Genomic DNA, 14,844 nt, shown 5'->3' with positions numbered 1-14,844 from the left:
AGTATGACATGTGGTGTCCTCCTTAGATTGTTCTTTCGCAATTTCATTCTAACGGATATCACATGTTTTTTTGTATAAAAAAACTGTTGATAGTTTTAAACTACCAACAGTAGAAATTATAGAGCCTGATAATATTGACGGCGTCATTGTTTAACCAAGTAAAGCCTTTAACTAATTGGTTGTGTTCTTTTTTATCTGTTAATTCCTGATTACTATTTTTAAATAAACCTTGAAAAAAGCTTCCTATGAAGCTATCTACTAAAGAACCCAGAAAACCGAGGCTTATAATGATGATATATTGGTTTGAATCAATTGATATCGTATGAAAAAGATTGAAAAAGAGAAAAAGGAAAACAACGCAAATACTTGCAACAAGTGAAGCGAGTGTTCCTAGAAGGCTAATACCTCCTGAGATACCTTTTAGGATAACTGTGAAACTTCTTAAATCAAATGTCTTTCTTTTACTTAGGATTCCTATTTCGGATGCCCATGTATCTGCTGTTGCTGCAGCAATGGATGTTAAATAGGCTAATACAAAAGTAGTGTTATTTGTGATAAGGTAAGCGATAATACACAGAGTTGCTGGTAATGTGTTAGCTAAAATTTGGAAGGAGTCTCTAGCGTTTAATTTCTCGTGTACTTGTTTTTCTAGTTCTAAACTAGATGGGAAAAAGATAGATTTGAACAGTTTAATAGCTAAGGAAGAGCCGAATAAAAAGATAATAGAGCTCCAAATGGCTAAGTTTCCTGAAAGAGCGATAATAGTTCCAGTGATGATAGTAGTAAAAATACCGTCAAAAGAAATAGCTTTAAAATGATAACCTGTAAGGCTTAAAAGAGTGCTTCCGATTAAACCGATTGCTAATAAAAAGATGGTCATATTCTTCCTCCAATTGATTTCTTTGTTTACTATATCATGTGAGTTAGATGAAAATAAAGTGTAAAAAGGTTGAGAAACTGTTTACTTAGACGTAAAATGAATGGTGAGAGCAAAAAAAGGGAATGGAGAAGACAATATGTATAAAGACGATAGCTTGGCGTTACATACAGATTTATATCAATTAAACATGATGAAAACTTATTGGGAGTTAGATCGTGCTGATTTAAATTCTGTTTTTGAATGCTATTTTAGAGATATGCCTTTTAAACATGGTTATGCCATATTTGCTGGTTTAGAAAGAGTGGTTAATTATTTAGATAATTTATCTTTTTCAGATAGTGATATAGCGTATTTAAGAGAAGTGACAGACTACCCAGAAGAGTTCTTAACCTATTTGAAAGATTTTTCATTTAAATGTACGGTTAGATCTGTTGTGGAAGGTGAAATGGTTTTTAACGATGAGCCGTTATTCCAAGTGGAAGGGCCTTTAGCACAGTGTCAATTAATTGAAACAGCTATTTTAAATATTATTAATTATCAAACGTTAATAGCAACTAAAGCAGCAAGAGTACGAGCTGTTTGTGAAGATGATATGGTTATGGAGTTTGGGACAAGAAGAGCGCAAGAAATGGATGCTGCTATTTGGGGGACGCGTGCTGCTTATATTGGTGGTTGTGACGCGACAAGTAACGTTAGAGCGGCTAAAATTTTTGGTATGCCGGCTTCAGGTACTCATGCTCATAGTTTAGTGCAATCTTATTTAGATGATTATGAAGGTTTTAAAGCTTATGCGATGACTCATAAAGATTGTGTCTTTTTAGTGGATACCTTTGATACGTTGAAATCGGGTGTACCTAATGCGATACGTGTTGCCGATGAAATGGGCGATAAAATTAATTTTCTAGGTGTTAGAATAGACAGTGGAGATATGGCTTACATATCTAAAAAAGTTAGACGTCAGTTAGATGAAGCGGGATATACAGAAGCTAAAATCTACGCATCAAATGACTTAGATGAATCAACTATTTTGAACTTAAAAATGCAAAAAGCTAAAATTGATGTGTGGGGAATTGGAACCAAATTAATTACAGCTTATGATCAACCAGCTTTAGGTGCAGTTTACAAGTTAGTATCAATAGAAAATCAACGTGGTGAAATGATTGATACAATCAAACTTTCTAGTAATGTTGAAAAGGTAACGACACCTGGTAAAAAGAAAGTATGGCGTATTACTGGTGAAGATGGTAAATCTGAAGGAGATTATGTGACGTTATGGCATGAAGATCCTCGTGATCAAGAAGATTTATACATGTTCCATCCAGTTCATACCTTTATTAATAAAACGGTTAGTAATTTTGAAGCACGTCCTTTACTTCGAGATATTTATATTGAAGGTGAACGTGTGTATGATTTACCTGATTTAGTATCGATAAAAGAATTTGCTAAAAGTAACTTAGATTCATTGTGGGAAGAGTATAAACGTAACTTAAACCCTCAAAAATATCCAGTTGATTTATCAATGGAGTGTTGGCAACATAAAATGAATACAATTGAAAAAGTAAAAAAAGGTGTTAGATAGTCATTTAGGTTAGAAAAATGAGAGCGTGTCAGTTAGATGACATGCTCTCGTTTTTTTATTTGTGATAGTGATAATTGACGTACTCTAAAAGTAGTTGTAATTCATTGATTTCTTCTTGAATTTTACAACCGACAGATGTATCTTTTACCCTTTTTCTTTGGACAGGTCTATCAACTAGGCGTTTTATTGATAAAATGTCATCTTGATTTTCGATGACTTCTTTGACAGAAGAGAAAGGTTTGTGAGCCACTAGTTGCATACCGTAAGAATTGTATAAAAGAGTATAGCCAGCTAAACCAGTTGTTTTCTGATAAGGTTTTGAAAAACCACCATCAATCACGATTAATTTTCCGTTTGCTTTAATAGGGTTTTCACCTTTTATTTCTTTAATAGGTGTGTGTCCGTTAATTAGATGGCTATCAGGACCGTTTAAACCGAATTCTTTTAGAATTGCTTGTATTGTCTCTTCTTTCTCTCTTAGAGCGTAATAGGCATTTTTTTCTTCAGTATGAGTTTCTTTTTCTTTGATAAAGTATCGTTCAAAAGTCGTCATTTCTTTTTTTCCAAACAAAGAAGAGTATTCTCCAGACCATAAGTACCAAAGACTATCTGTTTCGTAATTATCAGGCGTGTGAGGCGTTTGATAAGCTTTTCTAAGGGCTACTTCGAAATAATCAATTAAAGATTTACCGCTATAGTTTTTACCGTCTAAGATGATTGATTGGAAAGTACCATCATCGCTTAGGGGGACACAACCATGAATTAATAGGTTTTCGTTATGTACGAGATACATGCTACCTTTTTCTAAAAGAAAGTTAGTATGGCGTCTTAACTTTTCTGAGTAGATAAAATTGTGCAGTAAACGACTGATTACTTCTTCTTCCTCAGCTGTCAGTGTGGCAGGGGAATCTGGATTAACAGTGTGGAAACAAGTGTCGTGTAGCTTATATGTGCTTCCTTTAATTTGAACAGTTTGTTTTTCGAAATCAGTGTTACTTAATAATAAACGATGATCCATCATGAATTCTGGTCGTCTTTTAACAAGTTGCTCTTCCAATTTGAATTGTAAGATAGCTGCGGCTTGGTGTATTTTATTGGTTTCAAGTAACTCTTCTTTGCTGAAGTGGGTCCCTTCTTCTACTTTTGGTTGAAAAGCAGAGTTGTCATCGTAATATTTTTCAGCATAAGTTAAAAGAGGTCTTAAATTGATGCCGTAAGTGTCCTCAATGATAGAAAGGTTATTGTATCTAGCTGAGATTCGAATAGTGTTCATCATGCAAATCGGAGAACCAGCAGCTGCACCAATCCAGATGATATCGTGGTTGCCCCACTGAATATCAAGAGAGTGGTGAGTCATCAGACGTTCGATAATTTTATCAGGCTCAGGTCCACGGTCGTAAATATCTCCTACGACATGTAGGTGGTCGACTACTAATCGTTGGATAGTGTAACTTAAATCAATAATTAAATTCTCAGCTTGTTTTAAAAAGACAACGTTTTCAATTATTTGTTTAGAGTAACTTTTTTTATCGTCGTGAGTATTTGTCTCTGATAATAATTCTTCAATGACATAAGAAAATCGTTTTGGGAATGTTTTTCTTAATTTAGAACGAGTGTATTTTGATGAGCAGAAGCGAATTAATTGAATTAATTGGTCAATTGTTTTTTCATACCACTCATTTGATTTAGTTGCAGTTAGAATCTTTAGTCTGTCTTCAGGGTAATAAATTAAAGTTGCTAATTCATTTTGTTCTTGCTCGGATAGAGAATGGTGGAATAGTTCTTTGATTTTTTCTTTAATATTGCCTGAACCGTTTCTCAAAATGTGTTGAAAAGCGCTGTACTCTCCGTGCAAGTCGCTGACGAAATGTTCGGTTCCTTTGGGTAAATCAAGGATGGCTTTCAAGTTGATAATCTCACTGATAATCTCAGAAGATGAGTTAAATTTTGTGCTTAATAGGTCGAAATACTTATCTTTTTTTATCATTTTATAAATATACCTCTATTAGTTTTTAATGTAATAATAGAATAATATTTAGTGTTAGTCAAATGTATACCAATTAATAGTATGTTTTTTGAATTGTAATCTGATTAAAAAGTTTGTATAATCAACAAGGAATTAAGAGGAAGGATGAGATGATGAGAAATGAAATGATGCATCGTCCGGTTTTAAAGGACGAAGTGTTGGATTTAGTTAGAAATAGACAAAATAAAGTGACTGGTGAATTAGGAGAAATCCAACGTCAAGCTACAGAGGATAATGTGCCGATTATTCCAAATGAGACAGCTAGTTTCTTAACTTTTTTCTTAAAACAAATTAAAGCTAAAAATGTATTAGAAATAGGAACAGCTATTGGTTTTTCAGCTAGTTTGATGTTAGATGCGATGGGTGAGGGTGCTCACGTGACAACTGTGGATCGTTTTGATGTGATGATCAGAAAAGCTAAAAAGAATTTTGAGAAACTTGGTGTTTTAGATCAGGTGACTTTACTTGAAGGAGATGCTAAAGAAGTTTTACCTACTTTGGATGGTCCTTTTGATTTTATTTTTATGGATAGTGCTAAATCTAAGTATATTGAGTTTTTACCAGAGTGTTTAAGAGTTTTAAAAGTTGATGGGGTATTAATGATTGATGATGTTTTCCAAGCGGGGACAGTGATGCATGATATTAAAGAAATACCTAAAAGTCAGAGAACTATATATCGTAAGTTAAATCAATTATATGATGTGGTGTTGAATCATCCTGACTTAACAGTAACAATTTTACCTTTAGGTGATGGTGTTTTAATGATATCTAAAGATAAAGAAAATATTGAATTATAAGCAACAAAAAAAGCAAAAGACCAAGTCTTTTGCTTTTGTTTTTTTATAAACGTCGCAGAAGGGATTCGAACCCCTGACCGTTCGCTTAGAAGGCGAATGCTCTATCCAGCTGAGCTACTGCGACTGGTTTGCTTTAAGCAACATGAATATCATAATCAATTTTGAGACAATAGTCAACTGTTATTTTAAAAAAAGTTAAAAAAAGTTAAAACACGTTGGAATACCTAAAAATCGTGTATTTAATGAAAAGAAGGGAAAAATAGATAATAAATCATTTTTAGGTTAAATTACTAGACAAAAAGGGTTGATGTGATATATAATCATTGAAGTGTTATTAGAAGTTGTGGGAAACTATCTTATAATCAATTAATATTAAATTTAGTTAAGGGGAAGAATGCAAAATGGGGAAAATCGATCCACGAGTTGTGAAAACTCGTAAAAAATTAAGACAAGCGTTTTTAGATTTATTAAAAACACGTCAATTGATGGACATGAATATTAAGGATTTAACGAATCAAGCCGGTGTCACAAGAGGGACGTTCTATTTACATTACCGCGATAAAGACACATTCGTTGAAACAATCATGGAAGAAATTATTGAAGATTTTTACGATCATGTTGTTGAATACGTACCTTTTGAAGGTAACGAAGACAAAATGGTACCAAAAATTGTATTAGACAGAGTATTTGACTACATTGGTGAGTCACCAGAATTCTTTGTGACATTATTAAAAGAAAACGATGCAGAAGAGTACCGTTTATTATTTAGTGATAAAATGTATGACTACATTTTACAACATGTTAGCTTTGGTAATTCTATTCCTGTTAGAAAAACACCAAAAGAATTATTAAATAATTTCTTAGTTTATGCTTTATTAGGAATAGCTGATGCTTGGGTAGTAGAAGGTAAAATTTATGCTAACCACTACATGGCGACTAATGTTGCTAAATTATTTAAGTCAGAATTATTTATTGAAATTGGCTTAGAAGAATTTTTTATCGCTAAAATGGATTAAAAAAATAGCAAGAGAGGTCAAAAATAGATTGACCTCTCTTTTTATTTTTGGTATGATACTAATGTTGTATTTGTGTGCACCACATCTACAACCGCACAAATTAAGTTACTAAGTCCATATTTATATGGCGCTTAAGCTGGCGAGTCTAAGAAAAAAGAAGGAGGTGCGAAGCAAACATGTACGCTATTATTAAAACTGGTGGTAAACAATTAAAAGTTGAAGTAGGTCAAGCTATTTACGTTGAGAAATTAAACGTTGAAGCTGGCGAAAAAGTTATGTTTGACGAAGTCATTTTAGTAGGTGGAGAAACAACAAAGATTGGTGCTCCAACTGTTGAAGGTGCAACTGTTGAAGGAACTGTTGAAAAACAAGGAAAACAAAAGAAAGTTGTTACTTACAAATATAAAGCTAAAAAAGATTCACATCGTAAACAAGGTCATCGTCAACCTTACACTAAAGTAATGATCGATGCAATTAACGCTTAATTAAGCAATTAGAAAGTAGGTATCTTGATGATTAAGGCTACCTTTAAACAAAAAGAAGATGGTGAAATCGTTTCTTTTGAAATGACAGGCCATGCTGATTTTGCTGAGATGGGTTCTGATATCGTATGTGCTGCAGCTTCTAGTTTATCTATAAATGCAGTTAATAGTATTGAAGAGCTAGCTGGTTATCAACCAATTGTTGACGTATCTGACGGGTATTTGTACCTTGAATTGTTATCTGAAATGTCAGATGTACAAAGAGCGGTTACAGATATTTTGTTAAAAAGTTTATTGATTGGTTTAAGAGGTATCGAAGAAGAATATAAAGAATATATTCAAGTGAAGACTATATAGAGGAGGTGCTTTACTCATGTTGAAAATGAATTTACAATTATTCGCGACTAAAAAAGGTGGAGGTTCTACATCAAACGGCCGTGATTCACAATCAAAACGTTTAGGTGCTAAACGTGCTGACGGACAAACTGTTTCAGGTGGTTCAATTTTATACCGTCAACGCGGTACTAAAATCTACCCAGGTGAAAACGTAGGTCGTGGTGGAGATGATACTTTATACGCAAAAGTTGAAGGTGTGGTACGTTTCGAACGTAAAGGCCGCGACAAAACTCAAGTATCTGTATACCCAGTAGCTAAATAATTAATTAAAACAACTCGTTATTTTTAACGGGTTGTTTTTTTGTTTTCATGGGTGGATTGGTTTAATTTGACAGCTTGATTTGTTATAATGGATAGGAATGGAAAGTGAAAGGAAGGTATTTGAATGACACAACGTATAACTAACTTAAGAGAAAAAATGAAGGCTGAAAATATCACTTCATTTTTAGTAACAAGTCCTTATAATTTAAGATACTTAACAGGATTTACAGGAACAACAGGTTTAGCATTAATTGGTTTAGAAGAAGCCTTTTTTATAACAGACTTTAGATATACTGAGCAAGCTGCAGAACAATGTGTTGGCTATGAAGTAGTGAAAAATGTTGGTCCTATTTTAGAAGTAGTAGCAGATTTAGTAGAGAAAAAAGGAATGATGAACTTAGCATTTGAAGAAAGTTTTGTTCCTTTTAAACAATATGTTGATTTAGAAACGTTATTAGAAGTTGATTTAATTCCTGTTTCAGGAATGATTGAAGAATTACGTGAAGTGAAAGATCAGTCGGAAATTGAAATTGTAGAAAAAGCCTGTGAAATTGCAGATAAGGCATTTTCTCACATTTTGACTTACATTAAACCAGGTATGACTGAGATTCAAGTAGCTAATGAGCTTGATTTTTATATGCGTTCTCTAGGCGCTAGTGGTGTATCTTTTGAAACGATTGTAGCTAGTGGGTTACGTTCAGCGATGCCACATGGTGTTGCAAGTGATAAAGTAATTGAAGAAGGTGACTTTGTTACGATTGATTTTGGTTGTTATTATCAAGGTTACGTATCTGATATGACTAGAACGATTTCATTAGGTGAACCAAGTGAAAAATTAAAAGAAATTTATGAAATTGTTAGAGAAGCACAACAAAAAGTATTAGACGTAGCGAAACCAGGTATGACAGGTATTGAACTAGATGCAGTAGCAAGAGATTATATTGCTTCTAAAGGATACGGAGAAGCATTTGGTCATTCAACAGGGCATGGTATTGGTTTAGAGATTCACGAAGGACCTAATGTGTCTAAATTAGCAGAAAAAGCCTTTGTTCCAGGAAACATCATTACTAACGAACCGGGAATTTATCTACCAGGAATTGGTGGAGTTCGTATTGAAGATGATATGTTAGTAACAGAGAATGGTATTAAGACGTTGACACATTCTAAAAAAGAGCTTATTATTTTATAGAATAGGAATCGTTCGCTTATTAGTGTAAAGTGAACAGTCAGGAGGCAGTGTATGATATCAGTAAATGATCTGAAAACAGGCTTGACGATAGAAGTTGATGGCAACATTTTTCGAGTAATTGAATTTCAACATGTGAAACCGGGTAAAGGTGCGGCGTTTGTTCGTACTAAATTAAAAAACCTAAGAAATGGTAATACAGCAGAAAAAACATTTCGTGGTGGTGAAAAAGTAGCTAAGGCTCAAATTGATAACCATAAAATGCAATACTTGTACGAATCAGCAGGTAGTCATGTGTTTATGGATATGAATACTTATGAACAAATTGAGTTACCAGGGGACGTTATTGAAGAAGAATTGAAATACTTGTTGGAAAATAGTGAGTGCAACATCATTATGTATGGTAGTGAAACTCTAGGAGTAGATTTACCGAATACGGTTGAACTAACTGTAGCAGAAACTGAGCCAGGTATTCGTGGAGATACATCATCAGGTGGATCAAAACCAGCAGTTATGGAGACTGGATTAGTTGTTCAAGTGCCGTTCTTTGTCAATGCTGAGGATCGTTTGATTATCAATACTGGTGACGGCTCTTATGTATCACGTGCTTAGTCAATAACTGAAGGAGGAAAGACAGATGGCAGAAAATAAAAACTTAGTCCTAAGCAATAATAATCAAGAAATTGGTGGAGAAATTGTTGTTGCTCCTGAAGTATTAGAAATTATTGTGGGGATTGCAGCATCTAAAGTAAAAGGTGTTTATGCAATGCGCGGTAATTTAGCATCTAATGTAACGGAATTATTTGGTGGTTCAGCTCATGATAAAGGCGTTCACCTAAAAAATGATGATGGCAATATCAAAATTGATTTATTCTGTTACTTAAATTATGGTGTTTCAGTACCTAAAGTAGCAATGGACATGCAAGAAAAAGTAAAACAACAAGTTCTTTATATGACGGATTTAGAAATTTCAGAAGTAAATATTCACGTTGTGGGTGTTGTGCCTGAAAAAGTAACATTACCTGATTTAGATGAGTTGTTTGCTTCAGAAGATGAGGAAGAATAAAGTGGAGTTAACAAGACACCAATTAAGAGAAGTCGCTTTTCAAGTTAATTTTTCAATGTTATATGCAACAGATTTAACTGTTGAAGAAGCAATTGAAAATGTTATGGCGTTATATGAAGAGCAAGAAGAAGTAGTTATTCCTCAATATGTGGAATTAGTAGTAACAGGTGTTAAAGAACACCAAGAAGAGTTAGATACGTTAATCGAAAAACATTTAAAACGTTGGAAAGTGAGCAGAATCGCTAAAACGGATTTGGTCATTTTAAGACTTGCTTTATTTGAGATGCTTTATGTGTCAGATATACCAAATAAAGTTTCTTTAAATGAAGCCTTAGAAATCGCTAAAACATTTAGTGATGACGAATCACGTCGTTTTATTAACGGTGTCTTATCATCTGCAATGAACGAATTAGACTCAAGCAATTAAGTTGCTTGAGTTTTTTTGTTGGTTTGAAGCGGTCTTTTTTTATGCTAAAATGGGGATAAGTGTGATTAAATTTGGAGGTGCTTTTTTGTGGCAATTAAGTTAGATGGAAAAAGTTTAGCAGAAAAAGTTCAGGATAAGCTGAAAGAAGAAGTGTCTAAATGGAATGAAGCTGGAAAACAACTTCCAAAACTTGTAGTAATACTGGTTGGCGATGACGTTGGGAGCCAGGTTTATGTTAGAAATAAAGAAAGAGCTGCAAAAAAAATTGGGTTTTATTCACAAGTTGATCGTTTAGAAGAAACTGTAACAGAAGAAGAATTATTAAAAATGATCGAGGATTATAATTTAGATGACGATGTGGATGGTATTTTAGTACAATTACCTTTACCAAAACATATCGATGAAGAAAAAATCCTTTTAGCCATTGATGCTAAAAAGGATGTAGACGGTTTTCATCCTTTAAATATGGGGAAATTATTTATTGGAGAACCGGATAAATTACCTTGCACACCGTATGGAATTATTAGATTATTAAAAGAATACAACATTGAGTTATCAGGTAAAAATGCTGTGGTTATTGGACGTAGTAATATTGTAGGGAAACCAATGGCGCAACTGCTATTAATGGAAGATGCGACAGTGACGATAACTCATTCTAGAACTAAAAATTTAAAAGAGTTAACGAAACAAGCTGATATTGTTGTTGTAGCTATAGGTAAAGGTGAATTCTTAACGGCTGATTACATCAAGGAAGGTGCAGTAGTGGTTGATGTAGGAATGAATCGTCATGATGACGGGCATTTAGTTGGAGATGTGAAATTTGATGAAGTAAGTCAAAAAGCATCTTTTATTACGCCAGTTCCTGGTGGTGTTGGACCGATGACAATTAGTATGTTAATGGAGCAGACAGTAGCAAATAGAAGAGAGAAGTAAAAGGAATGTGAGAAAATGACTGAAAAATATTTAACGGTCACAGCGCTAACTAAATATTTAAAACGTAAATTTGAAGCAGATCCTTATTTAGAGCGAGTGTTTTTAACAGGAGAAATGTCAAACTTCAGAATGCGTCCTAATGCTCATCAGTATTTTAGCTTGAAAGATGATAAAGCCAAAATTTCAGCGATTATGTTTAAGGGTGCGTTTAACAAGTTGAAATTCCAACCAGAAGAAGGAATGAAAGTTCTTGTTATTGGTAGGATTTCACTTTATGAACCTGGTGGAAGTTACCAAATTTACATTGAACATATGGAACCTGATGGTGTAGGAGCTCTTTATCAAGAGTTAGAGAAAAGAAAGCAAGTTCTGTTAAAAGAAGGGCTCTTTAAGGAAGAATTTAAACAAAAACTAGTTAAATACCCTAAAAAAATTGCGGTTGTTACTAGCCCGAGTGGTGCGGTAGTTAAAGATATTATAACAACGGTGAAAAGGCGTTACCCGATTGTTCAGTTGGTTGTTTTTCCAACACTTGTACAAGGAGATAAAGCTGCTGATGATATTGTTAAACGAATTAAAGAAGTAGATGATTCAGGTGAATTTGATACGATGATTGTTGGTCGTGGTGGCGGTTCTATCGAAGATTTATGGCCCTTTAATGAAGAGCGGGTGATTCGTGCTATTTTTGAATCACGAACGCCGATTGTGTCTTCGGTAGGACATGAAACAGACGTTACATTGGCTGATTTAGTTGCTGACGTAAGAGCAGCGACACCGACAGCCGCGGCAGAACTATGTACGCCGGTTTTATCAGAAGAAATCATGAAAATAAAAGAAAGAGAAAATCGTTTAATTCAAGGGATGACTCATCAAATTACAGTGAAAAAACAACGTTACACTCATTTGTCAGAGTCCTTTGTTTTCAAACAACCTAAAAGATTGTATGAAGCTTTTTCAATTCAATTAGATACGCTCAATAGACGATTGGAGCAAGGGTTAAGTCTTGAGATTCGTCAAAAGGAACGTGTGTATAATGAATTGGTTAAGCGTTTGGAAAATCAAACGCCAGAAGATAAGATTAAGTTAAGAAATCAACAAATTGTTTATTTAGATGAAAAATTAGAACAAGCGATGATAAACTTAATGAAAGATAAAACAAGACGCTTTAATGAAATGGTGTCCCAGTTAGATATGTTAAGTCCTCTTCAAACGATGTTAAGAGGCTACAGTTATGTAACATTAGAAAATCAAATAGTGAAATCCGTAAAAGGGTTAGAAGTGGATGAACCAATAGAAATACATTTAGCAGATGGTACCGCTACAGCCGTAGTAAGGGACGTTTCATTACGAGAAGGAGAATAAGAGAATGGCTACTGAAAAAAAACAAACATTTGAAGAAGCAATTGCAGACTTAGAAGTCATTGTAAAACAATTAGAGACAGGTGAAGTTCCTCTAGAAGAGGCTTTAGAGAAATTTCAAAAAGGAATGGCTTTGAGTAAGTCTTGTCAAGATACACTTGTGAAAGCGGAAGAGACGCTTACTAAAATTATGTCAGATGATGGACAAGAAATCCCTTTTGAAGAAGTGGGAGAGTAAGTCATGGGACAAACGTATAAAGAATTTGCATTAGAACATGGTCCTGTGATTAATCAAAAGATGTACGATTTTTTAGAAGAGAATAATCAATCAGATTTATTATTTGAAAGCATGACTTATTCTTTAGATGCTGGTGGGAAAAGATTTAGACCATTACTGTTATTAGCGACTATTTCTTTTATTGGCAATACTTTGGATAAATCTCATTATGAAGTGGCAGCAGCTCTTGAAATGATCCATACATATTCACTTATCCATGATGACTTACCTGCAATGGATGATGACGATTTAAGACGAGGGAAACCAACTAACCACAAAGTATACGGTGAAGCAATGGCTATTTTAGCAGGGGATGCTTTATTAACAGAAGCATTTCATTTGTTAGCGACGATGGAAGTAGATAGTGGGTTAAAAATAGAATTAATTCGTCTTTTATCTAAAGCGTCAGGTTCAGAAGGAATGATTGCTGGCCAAGTAGAAGATATTTTAGGTGAAGATAAAAAAATTAGTTTTAGAGAATTACAGAAGATGCACCAGAAAAAAACAGGTATGTTAATTCAATACGCTGTTGAAGCGGCTTGTGTCATGAGTATGACGTCTTTTGAAGTGAAAAAATGGCTACTAGAATATGCTCAAAATATTGGAATAGCCTTTCAAATTCGTGATGATTTACTTGATGTTATTGGTGACGAAGAGAAAATAGGTAAAAAAGTAGGCGCTGATGAAGCTCATAATAAAAATACTTACGTATCTTTATTAGGGGTAGAAGGAGCGACTAAAGCTTTTGAAAATCATTGTGATTTGGCAAAAGAATCCCTGGAAAAAGCAAAAAGTTTCTTGAATCATACCAAAGAAACGACGCTTTTAGAAATTATTATAGAAGAGTTGAAGGTAATCTAATGGCTGAAAAAATAAAAAAAGAACGAGTAGATGTATTGCTTGTGCAACAAGGTCTAAGTGAAACACGAGAAAAAGCAAAACGTAATGTCATGGCAGGGTTAGTTTGCGATGAAAAAAATATTCGTTATGATAAACCAGGTGAAAAAATCTCAGTGGATACTGTATTGAGATTGAAGGGGCAAGCACTAAAATATGTCTCTCGTGGTGGATTGAAACTTGAAAAAGCAATGACTGTTTTTGGAATTGAGTTTGAAGGGAAAACATTATTAGATATAGGTTCTTCTACTGGAGGGTTTACAGATGTTGCTCTTCAGAATGGAGCTAGAATGAGTTATGCTTTAGATGTAGGGTCTAATCAATTAGCGTGGAAGTTGCGTCAAGATGAACGTGTAGAAGTAATGGAGAAAACTAATTTTCGTTATTCTAAATTAGAAGATTTTTCCAAAGGGCAGCCAGATATTGCGACAATAGACGTATCCTTTATCTCTTTAAAATTAATTTTACCTGTTTTAAAAGAAATACTATCAAAAGAGGGCGAAGTAGTTGCCTTAATAAAACCTCAATTTGAAGCTGGTCGTGAACAAGTGGGGAAAAAAGGAATTATTAGAGATAAAAAGGTTCATTTGTCAGTTTTAAATGAAGTCGTAGCTTTTATTCAAGAGTTTGGATTTAATGTAGTGGCTTTAGATTATTCACCTATTACAGGTGGTGACGGTAATATTGAATTTCTTGCTCATTTAAAACATGCAGATGGCTTAGGTGAGTTTTTAAGCGAGGTAACAACAGATGAAATCGTTGAGCGTTCTCATAGTAGGTTATCTTAGCATTAAATAGGAGGTTAACTAGTGAGAAAGCAAGAGAGACAACGTTGGATATCAAAAATAATAAAAGAAAATAGCGTGACAAAGCAAGAGGATTTGGTACGATTATTAATTGAAAATAATATACCAGTCACACAGGCAACAGTTTCTAGAGACATTAAAGAAATGAATTTAATCAAAGTGTTATCAGAAGACAAAGTTTATAAATATAGCTTACCTCAACAAGATAACTCTGAATTAGTTCGCTTCAAAAAACTATTAAAAAATAGTTTCGTTCAAATGGATTGTTTAGATAATATGATTGTTGTTAATTTAAAGCCAGGAAGTGGTTTTGCTCTGGGAGGATTGATTGAATCAGCTTATCCAGAAGGTCTTTTTACAGTAATGTCCAATGATGATAAAATTTTAGTTATTATGAAAACGGAGCAAGAAGCTCAGATTCTTCAAAACAAGATGAAAGAAATCTTAGCGTAGAAG

The 14,844-nt window shown here is 33.9% G+C and carries 18 protein-coding genes, 1 tRNA gene and 1 other annotated feature; of the genes, 16 read left to right on the top strand and 3 right to left on the bottom strand.

The features are described 5' to 3' along the window. Positions 1–100: 100 nt before the first annotated feature. Complete coding sequence (locus tag ACODH8_RS10395; protein WP_332466972.1) at positions 101–880, bottom strand: DUF92 domain-containing protein; 780 nt, start codon at positions 878–880, stop codon at positions 101–103. A gap of 136 nt (positions 881–1,016) precedes the next feature. On the opposite strand from ACODH8_RS10395, the gene ACODH8_RS10390 reads away from it, so the two are divergent. Beyond that, positions 1,017–2,459 carry a nicotinate phosphoribosyltransferase gene (locus tag ACODH8_RS10390; RefSeq protein WP_332466973.1) on the top strand — a complete coding sequence of 481 codons (1,443 nt, stop codon included), beginning with the start codon at positions 1,017–1,019 and terminating at the stop codon, positions 2,457–2,459. A gap of 55 nt (positions 2,460–2,514) precedes the next feature. On the opposite strand, the gene ACODH8_RS10385 is transcribed toward ACODH8_RS10390, so the two are convergent. Then, positions 2,515–4,446: a fructose-1,6-bisphosphatase gene (locus ACODH8_RS10385; protein WP_332466974.1), complete on the bottom strand. Its 1,932-nt coding sequence runs from the start codon at positions 4,444–4,446 to the stop codon at positions 2,515–2,517. Between the two features lie 152 nt (positions 4,447–4,598). Here ACODH8_RS10385 and ACODH8_RS10380 point away from each other — a divergent pair, with 152 nt between their 5' ends. After that, positions 4,599–5,282, top strand: a complete 684-nt coding sequence (locus ACODH8_RS10380; RefSeq protein ID WP_332467029.1) for an O-methyltransferase — start codon at positions 4,599–4,601, stop codon at positions 5,280–5,282. Between the two features lie 50 nt (positions 5,283–5,332). Here the strand turns inward: ACODH8_RS10380 and ACODH8_RS10375 are convergent. Next, positions 5,333–5,406 (bottom strand) — tRNA-Arg (locus ACODH8_RS10375). 277 nt (positions 5,407–5,683) lie between these two features. Here ACODH8_RS10375 and ACODH8_RS10370 point away from each other — a divergent pair. The 14 genes from ACODH8_RS10370 (at position 5,684) to ACODH8_RS10305 (ending at position 14,841) form a co-directional block, all read left to right on the top strand. Next, positions 5,684–6,298, top strand: a complete 615-nt coding sequence (locus ACODH8_RS10370; protein ID WP_332466975.1) for a TetR/AcrR family transcriptional regulator — start codon at positions 5,684–5,686, stop codon at positions 6,296–6,298. Positions 6,299–6,377: 79 nt separating this feature from the next. Beyond that, positions 6,378–6,455 (top strand) — a sequence feature (ribosomal protein L21 leader region). A 19-nt stretch (positions 6,456–6,474) separates the two neighbouring features. Next, on the top strand, positions 6,475–6,783 hold the full coding sequence (gene rplU, locus ACODH8_RS10365) for a 50S ribosomal protein L21 (protein ID WP_332466976.1): 309 nt from the start codon (positions 6,475–6,477) through the stop codon (positions 6,781–6,783). Between the two features lie 27 nt (positions 6,784–6,810). Continuing rightward, positions 6,811–7,137 (top strand): ribosomal-processing cysteine protease Prp, encoded by a 327-nt coding sequence (locus ACODH8_RS10360; protein ID WP_332466977.1) that lies wholly within the window; start codon positions 6,811–6,813, stop codon positions 7,135–7,137. Between the two features lie 16 nt (positions 7,138–7,153). Beyond that, entirely contained in the window at positions 7,154–7,438 is a 285-nt protein-coding gene (rpmA, locus tag ACODH8_RS10355) for a 50S ribosomal protein L27 (protein WP_086341234.1), read from the top strand. Positions 7,439–7,561: 123 nt separating this feature from the next. Then, positions 7,562–8,626, top strand: a complete 1,065-nt coding sequence (locus tag ACODH8_RS10350; RefSeq protein ID WP_332466978.1) for a Xaa-Pro peptidase family protein — start codon at positions 7,562–7,564, stop codon at positions 8,624–8,626. Between the two features lie 51 nt (positions 8,627–8,677). Next, complete coding sequence (gene efp / locus ACODH8_RS10345; protein WP_332466979.1) at positions 8,678–9,235, top strand: elongation factor P; 558 nt, start codon at positions 8,678–8,680, stop codon at positions 9,233–9,235. Positions 9,236–9,260: 25 nt separating this feature from the next. Continuing rightward, entirely contained in the window at positions 9,261–9,689 is a 429-nt protein-coding gene (locus tag ACODH8_RS10340; protein ID WP_332466980.1) for an Asp23/Gls24 family envelope stress response protein, read from the top strand. Further along, a complete protein-coding gene (nusB, locus tag ACODH8_RS10335) occupies positions 9,676–10,116 on the top strand; it encodes a transcription antitermination factor NusB (RefSeq protein ID WP_332466981.1) in 441 nt (146 codons plus the stop codon). Before ACODH8_RS10340 ends, nusB begins: the two co-directional genes overlap by 14 nt. Positions 10,117–10,203: 87 nt before the next feature. Further along, positions 10,204–11,049 carry a bifunctional methylenetetrahydrofolate dehydrogenase/methenyltetrahydrofolate cyclohydrolase gene (locus ACODH8_RS10330; protein WP_332466982.1) on the top strand — a complete coding sequence of 282 codons (846 nt, stop codon included), beginning with the start codon at positions 10,204–10,206 and terminating at the stop codon, positions 11,047–11,049. Between the two features lie 15 nt (positions 11,050–11,064). Further along, positions 11,065–12,411 carry an exodeoxyribonuclease VII large subunit gene (xseA, locus tag ACODH8_RS10325; protein WP_332466983.1) on the top strand — a complete coding sequence of 449 codons (1,347 nt, stop codon included), beginning with the start codon at positions 11,065–11,067 and terminating at the stop codon, positions 12,409–12,411. A gap of 4 nt (positions 12,412–12,415) precedes the next feature. Then, on the top strand, positions 12,416–12,646 hold the full coding sequence (locus tag ACODH8_RS10320; protein ID WP_332466984.1) for an exodeoxyribonuclease VII small subunit: 231 nt from the start codon (positions 12,416–12,418) through the stop codon (positions 12,644–12,646). Between the two features lie 3 nt (positions 12,647–12,649). Beyond that, on the top strand, positions 12,650–13,546 hold the full coding sequence (locus tag ACODH8_RS10315; RefSeq protein WP_332466985.1) for a farnesyl diphosphate synthase: 897 nt from the start codon (positions 12,650–12,652) through the stop codon (positions 13,544–13,546). 11 nt (positions 13,547–13,557) lie between these two features. Then, complete coding sequence (locus ACODH8_RS10310) at positions 13,558–14,370, top strand: TlyA family RNA methyltransferase (protein ID WP_332467030.1); 813 nt, start codon at positions 13,558–13,560, stop codon at positions 14,368–14,370. A gap of 21 nt (positions 14,371–14,391) precedes the next feature. Beyond that, positions 14,392–14,841: an ArgR family transcriptional regulator gene (locus ACODH8_RS10305; RefSeq protein WP_332466986.1), complete on the top strand. Its 450-nt coding sequence runs from the start codon at positions 14,392–14,394 to the stop codon at positions 14,839–14,841. Positions 14,842–14,844: the final 3 nt, after the last annotated feature.

This window comes from Vagococcus fluvialis (assembly GCF_048815235.1).
Classification (GTDB): Bacteria; Bacillota; Bacilli; order Lactobacillales; family Vagococcaceae; genus Vagococcus.
Note: the sequence above shows the minus strand (reverse complement) of the source record. Positions and strands in the feature narration are given on the sequence as shown.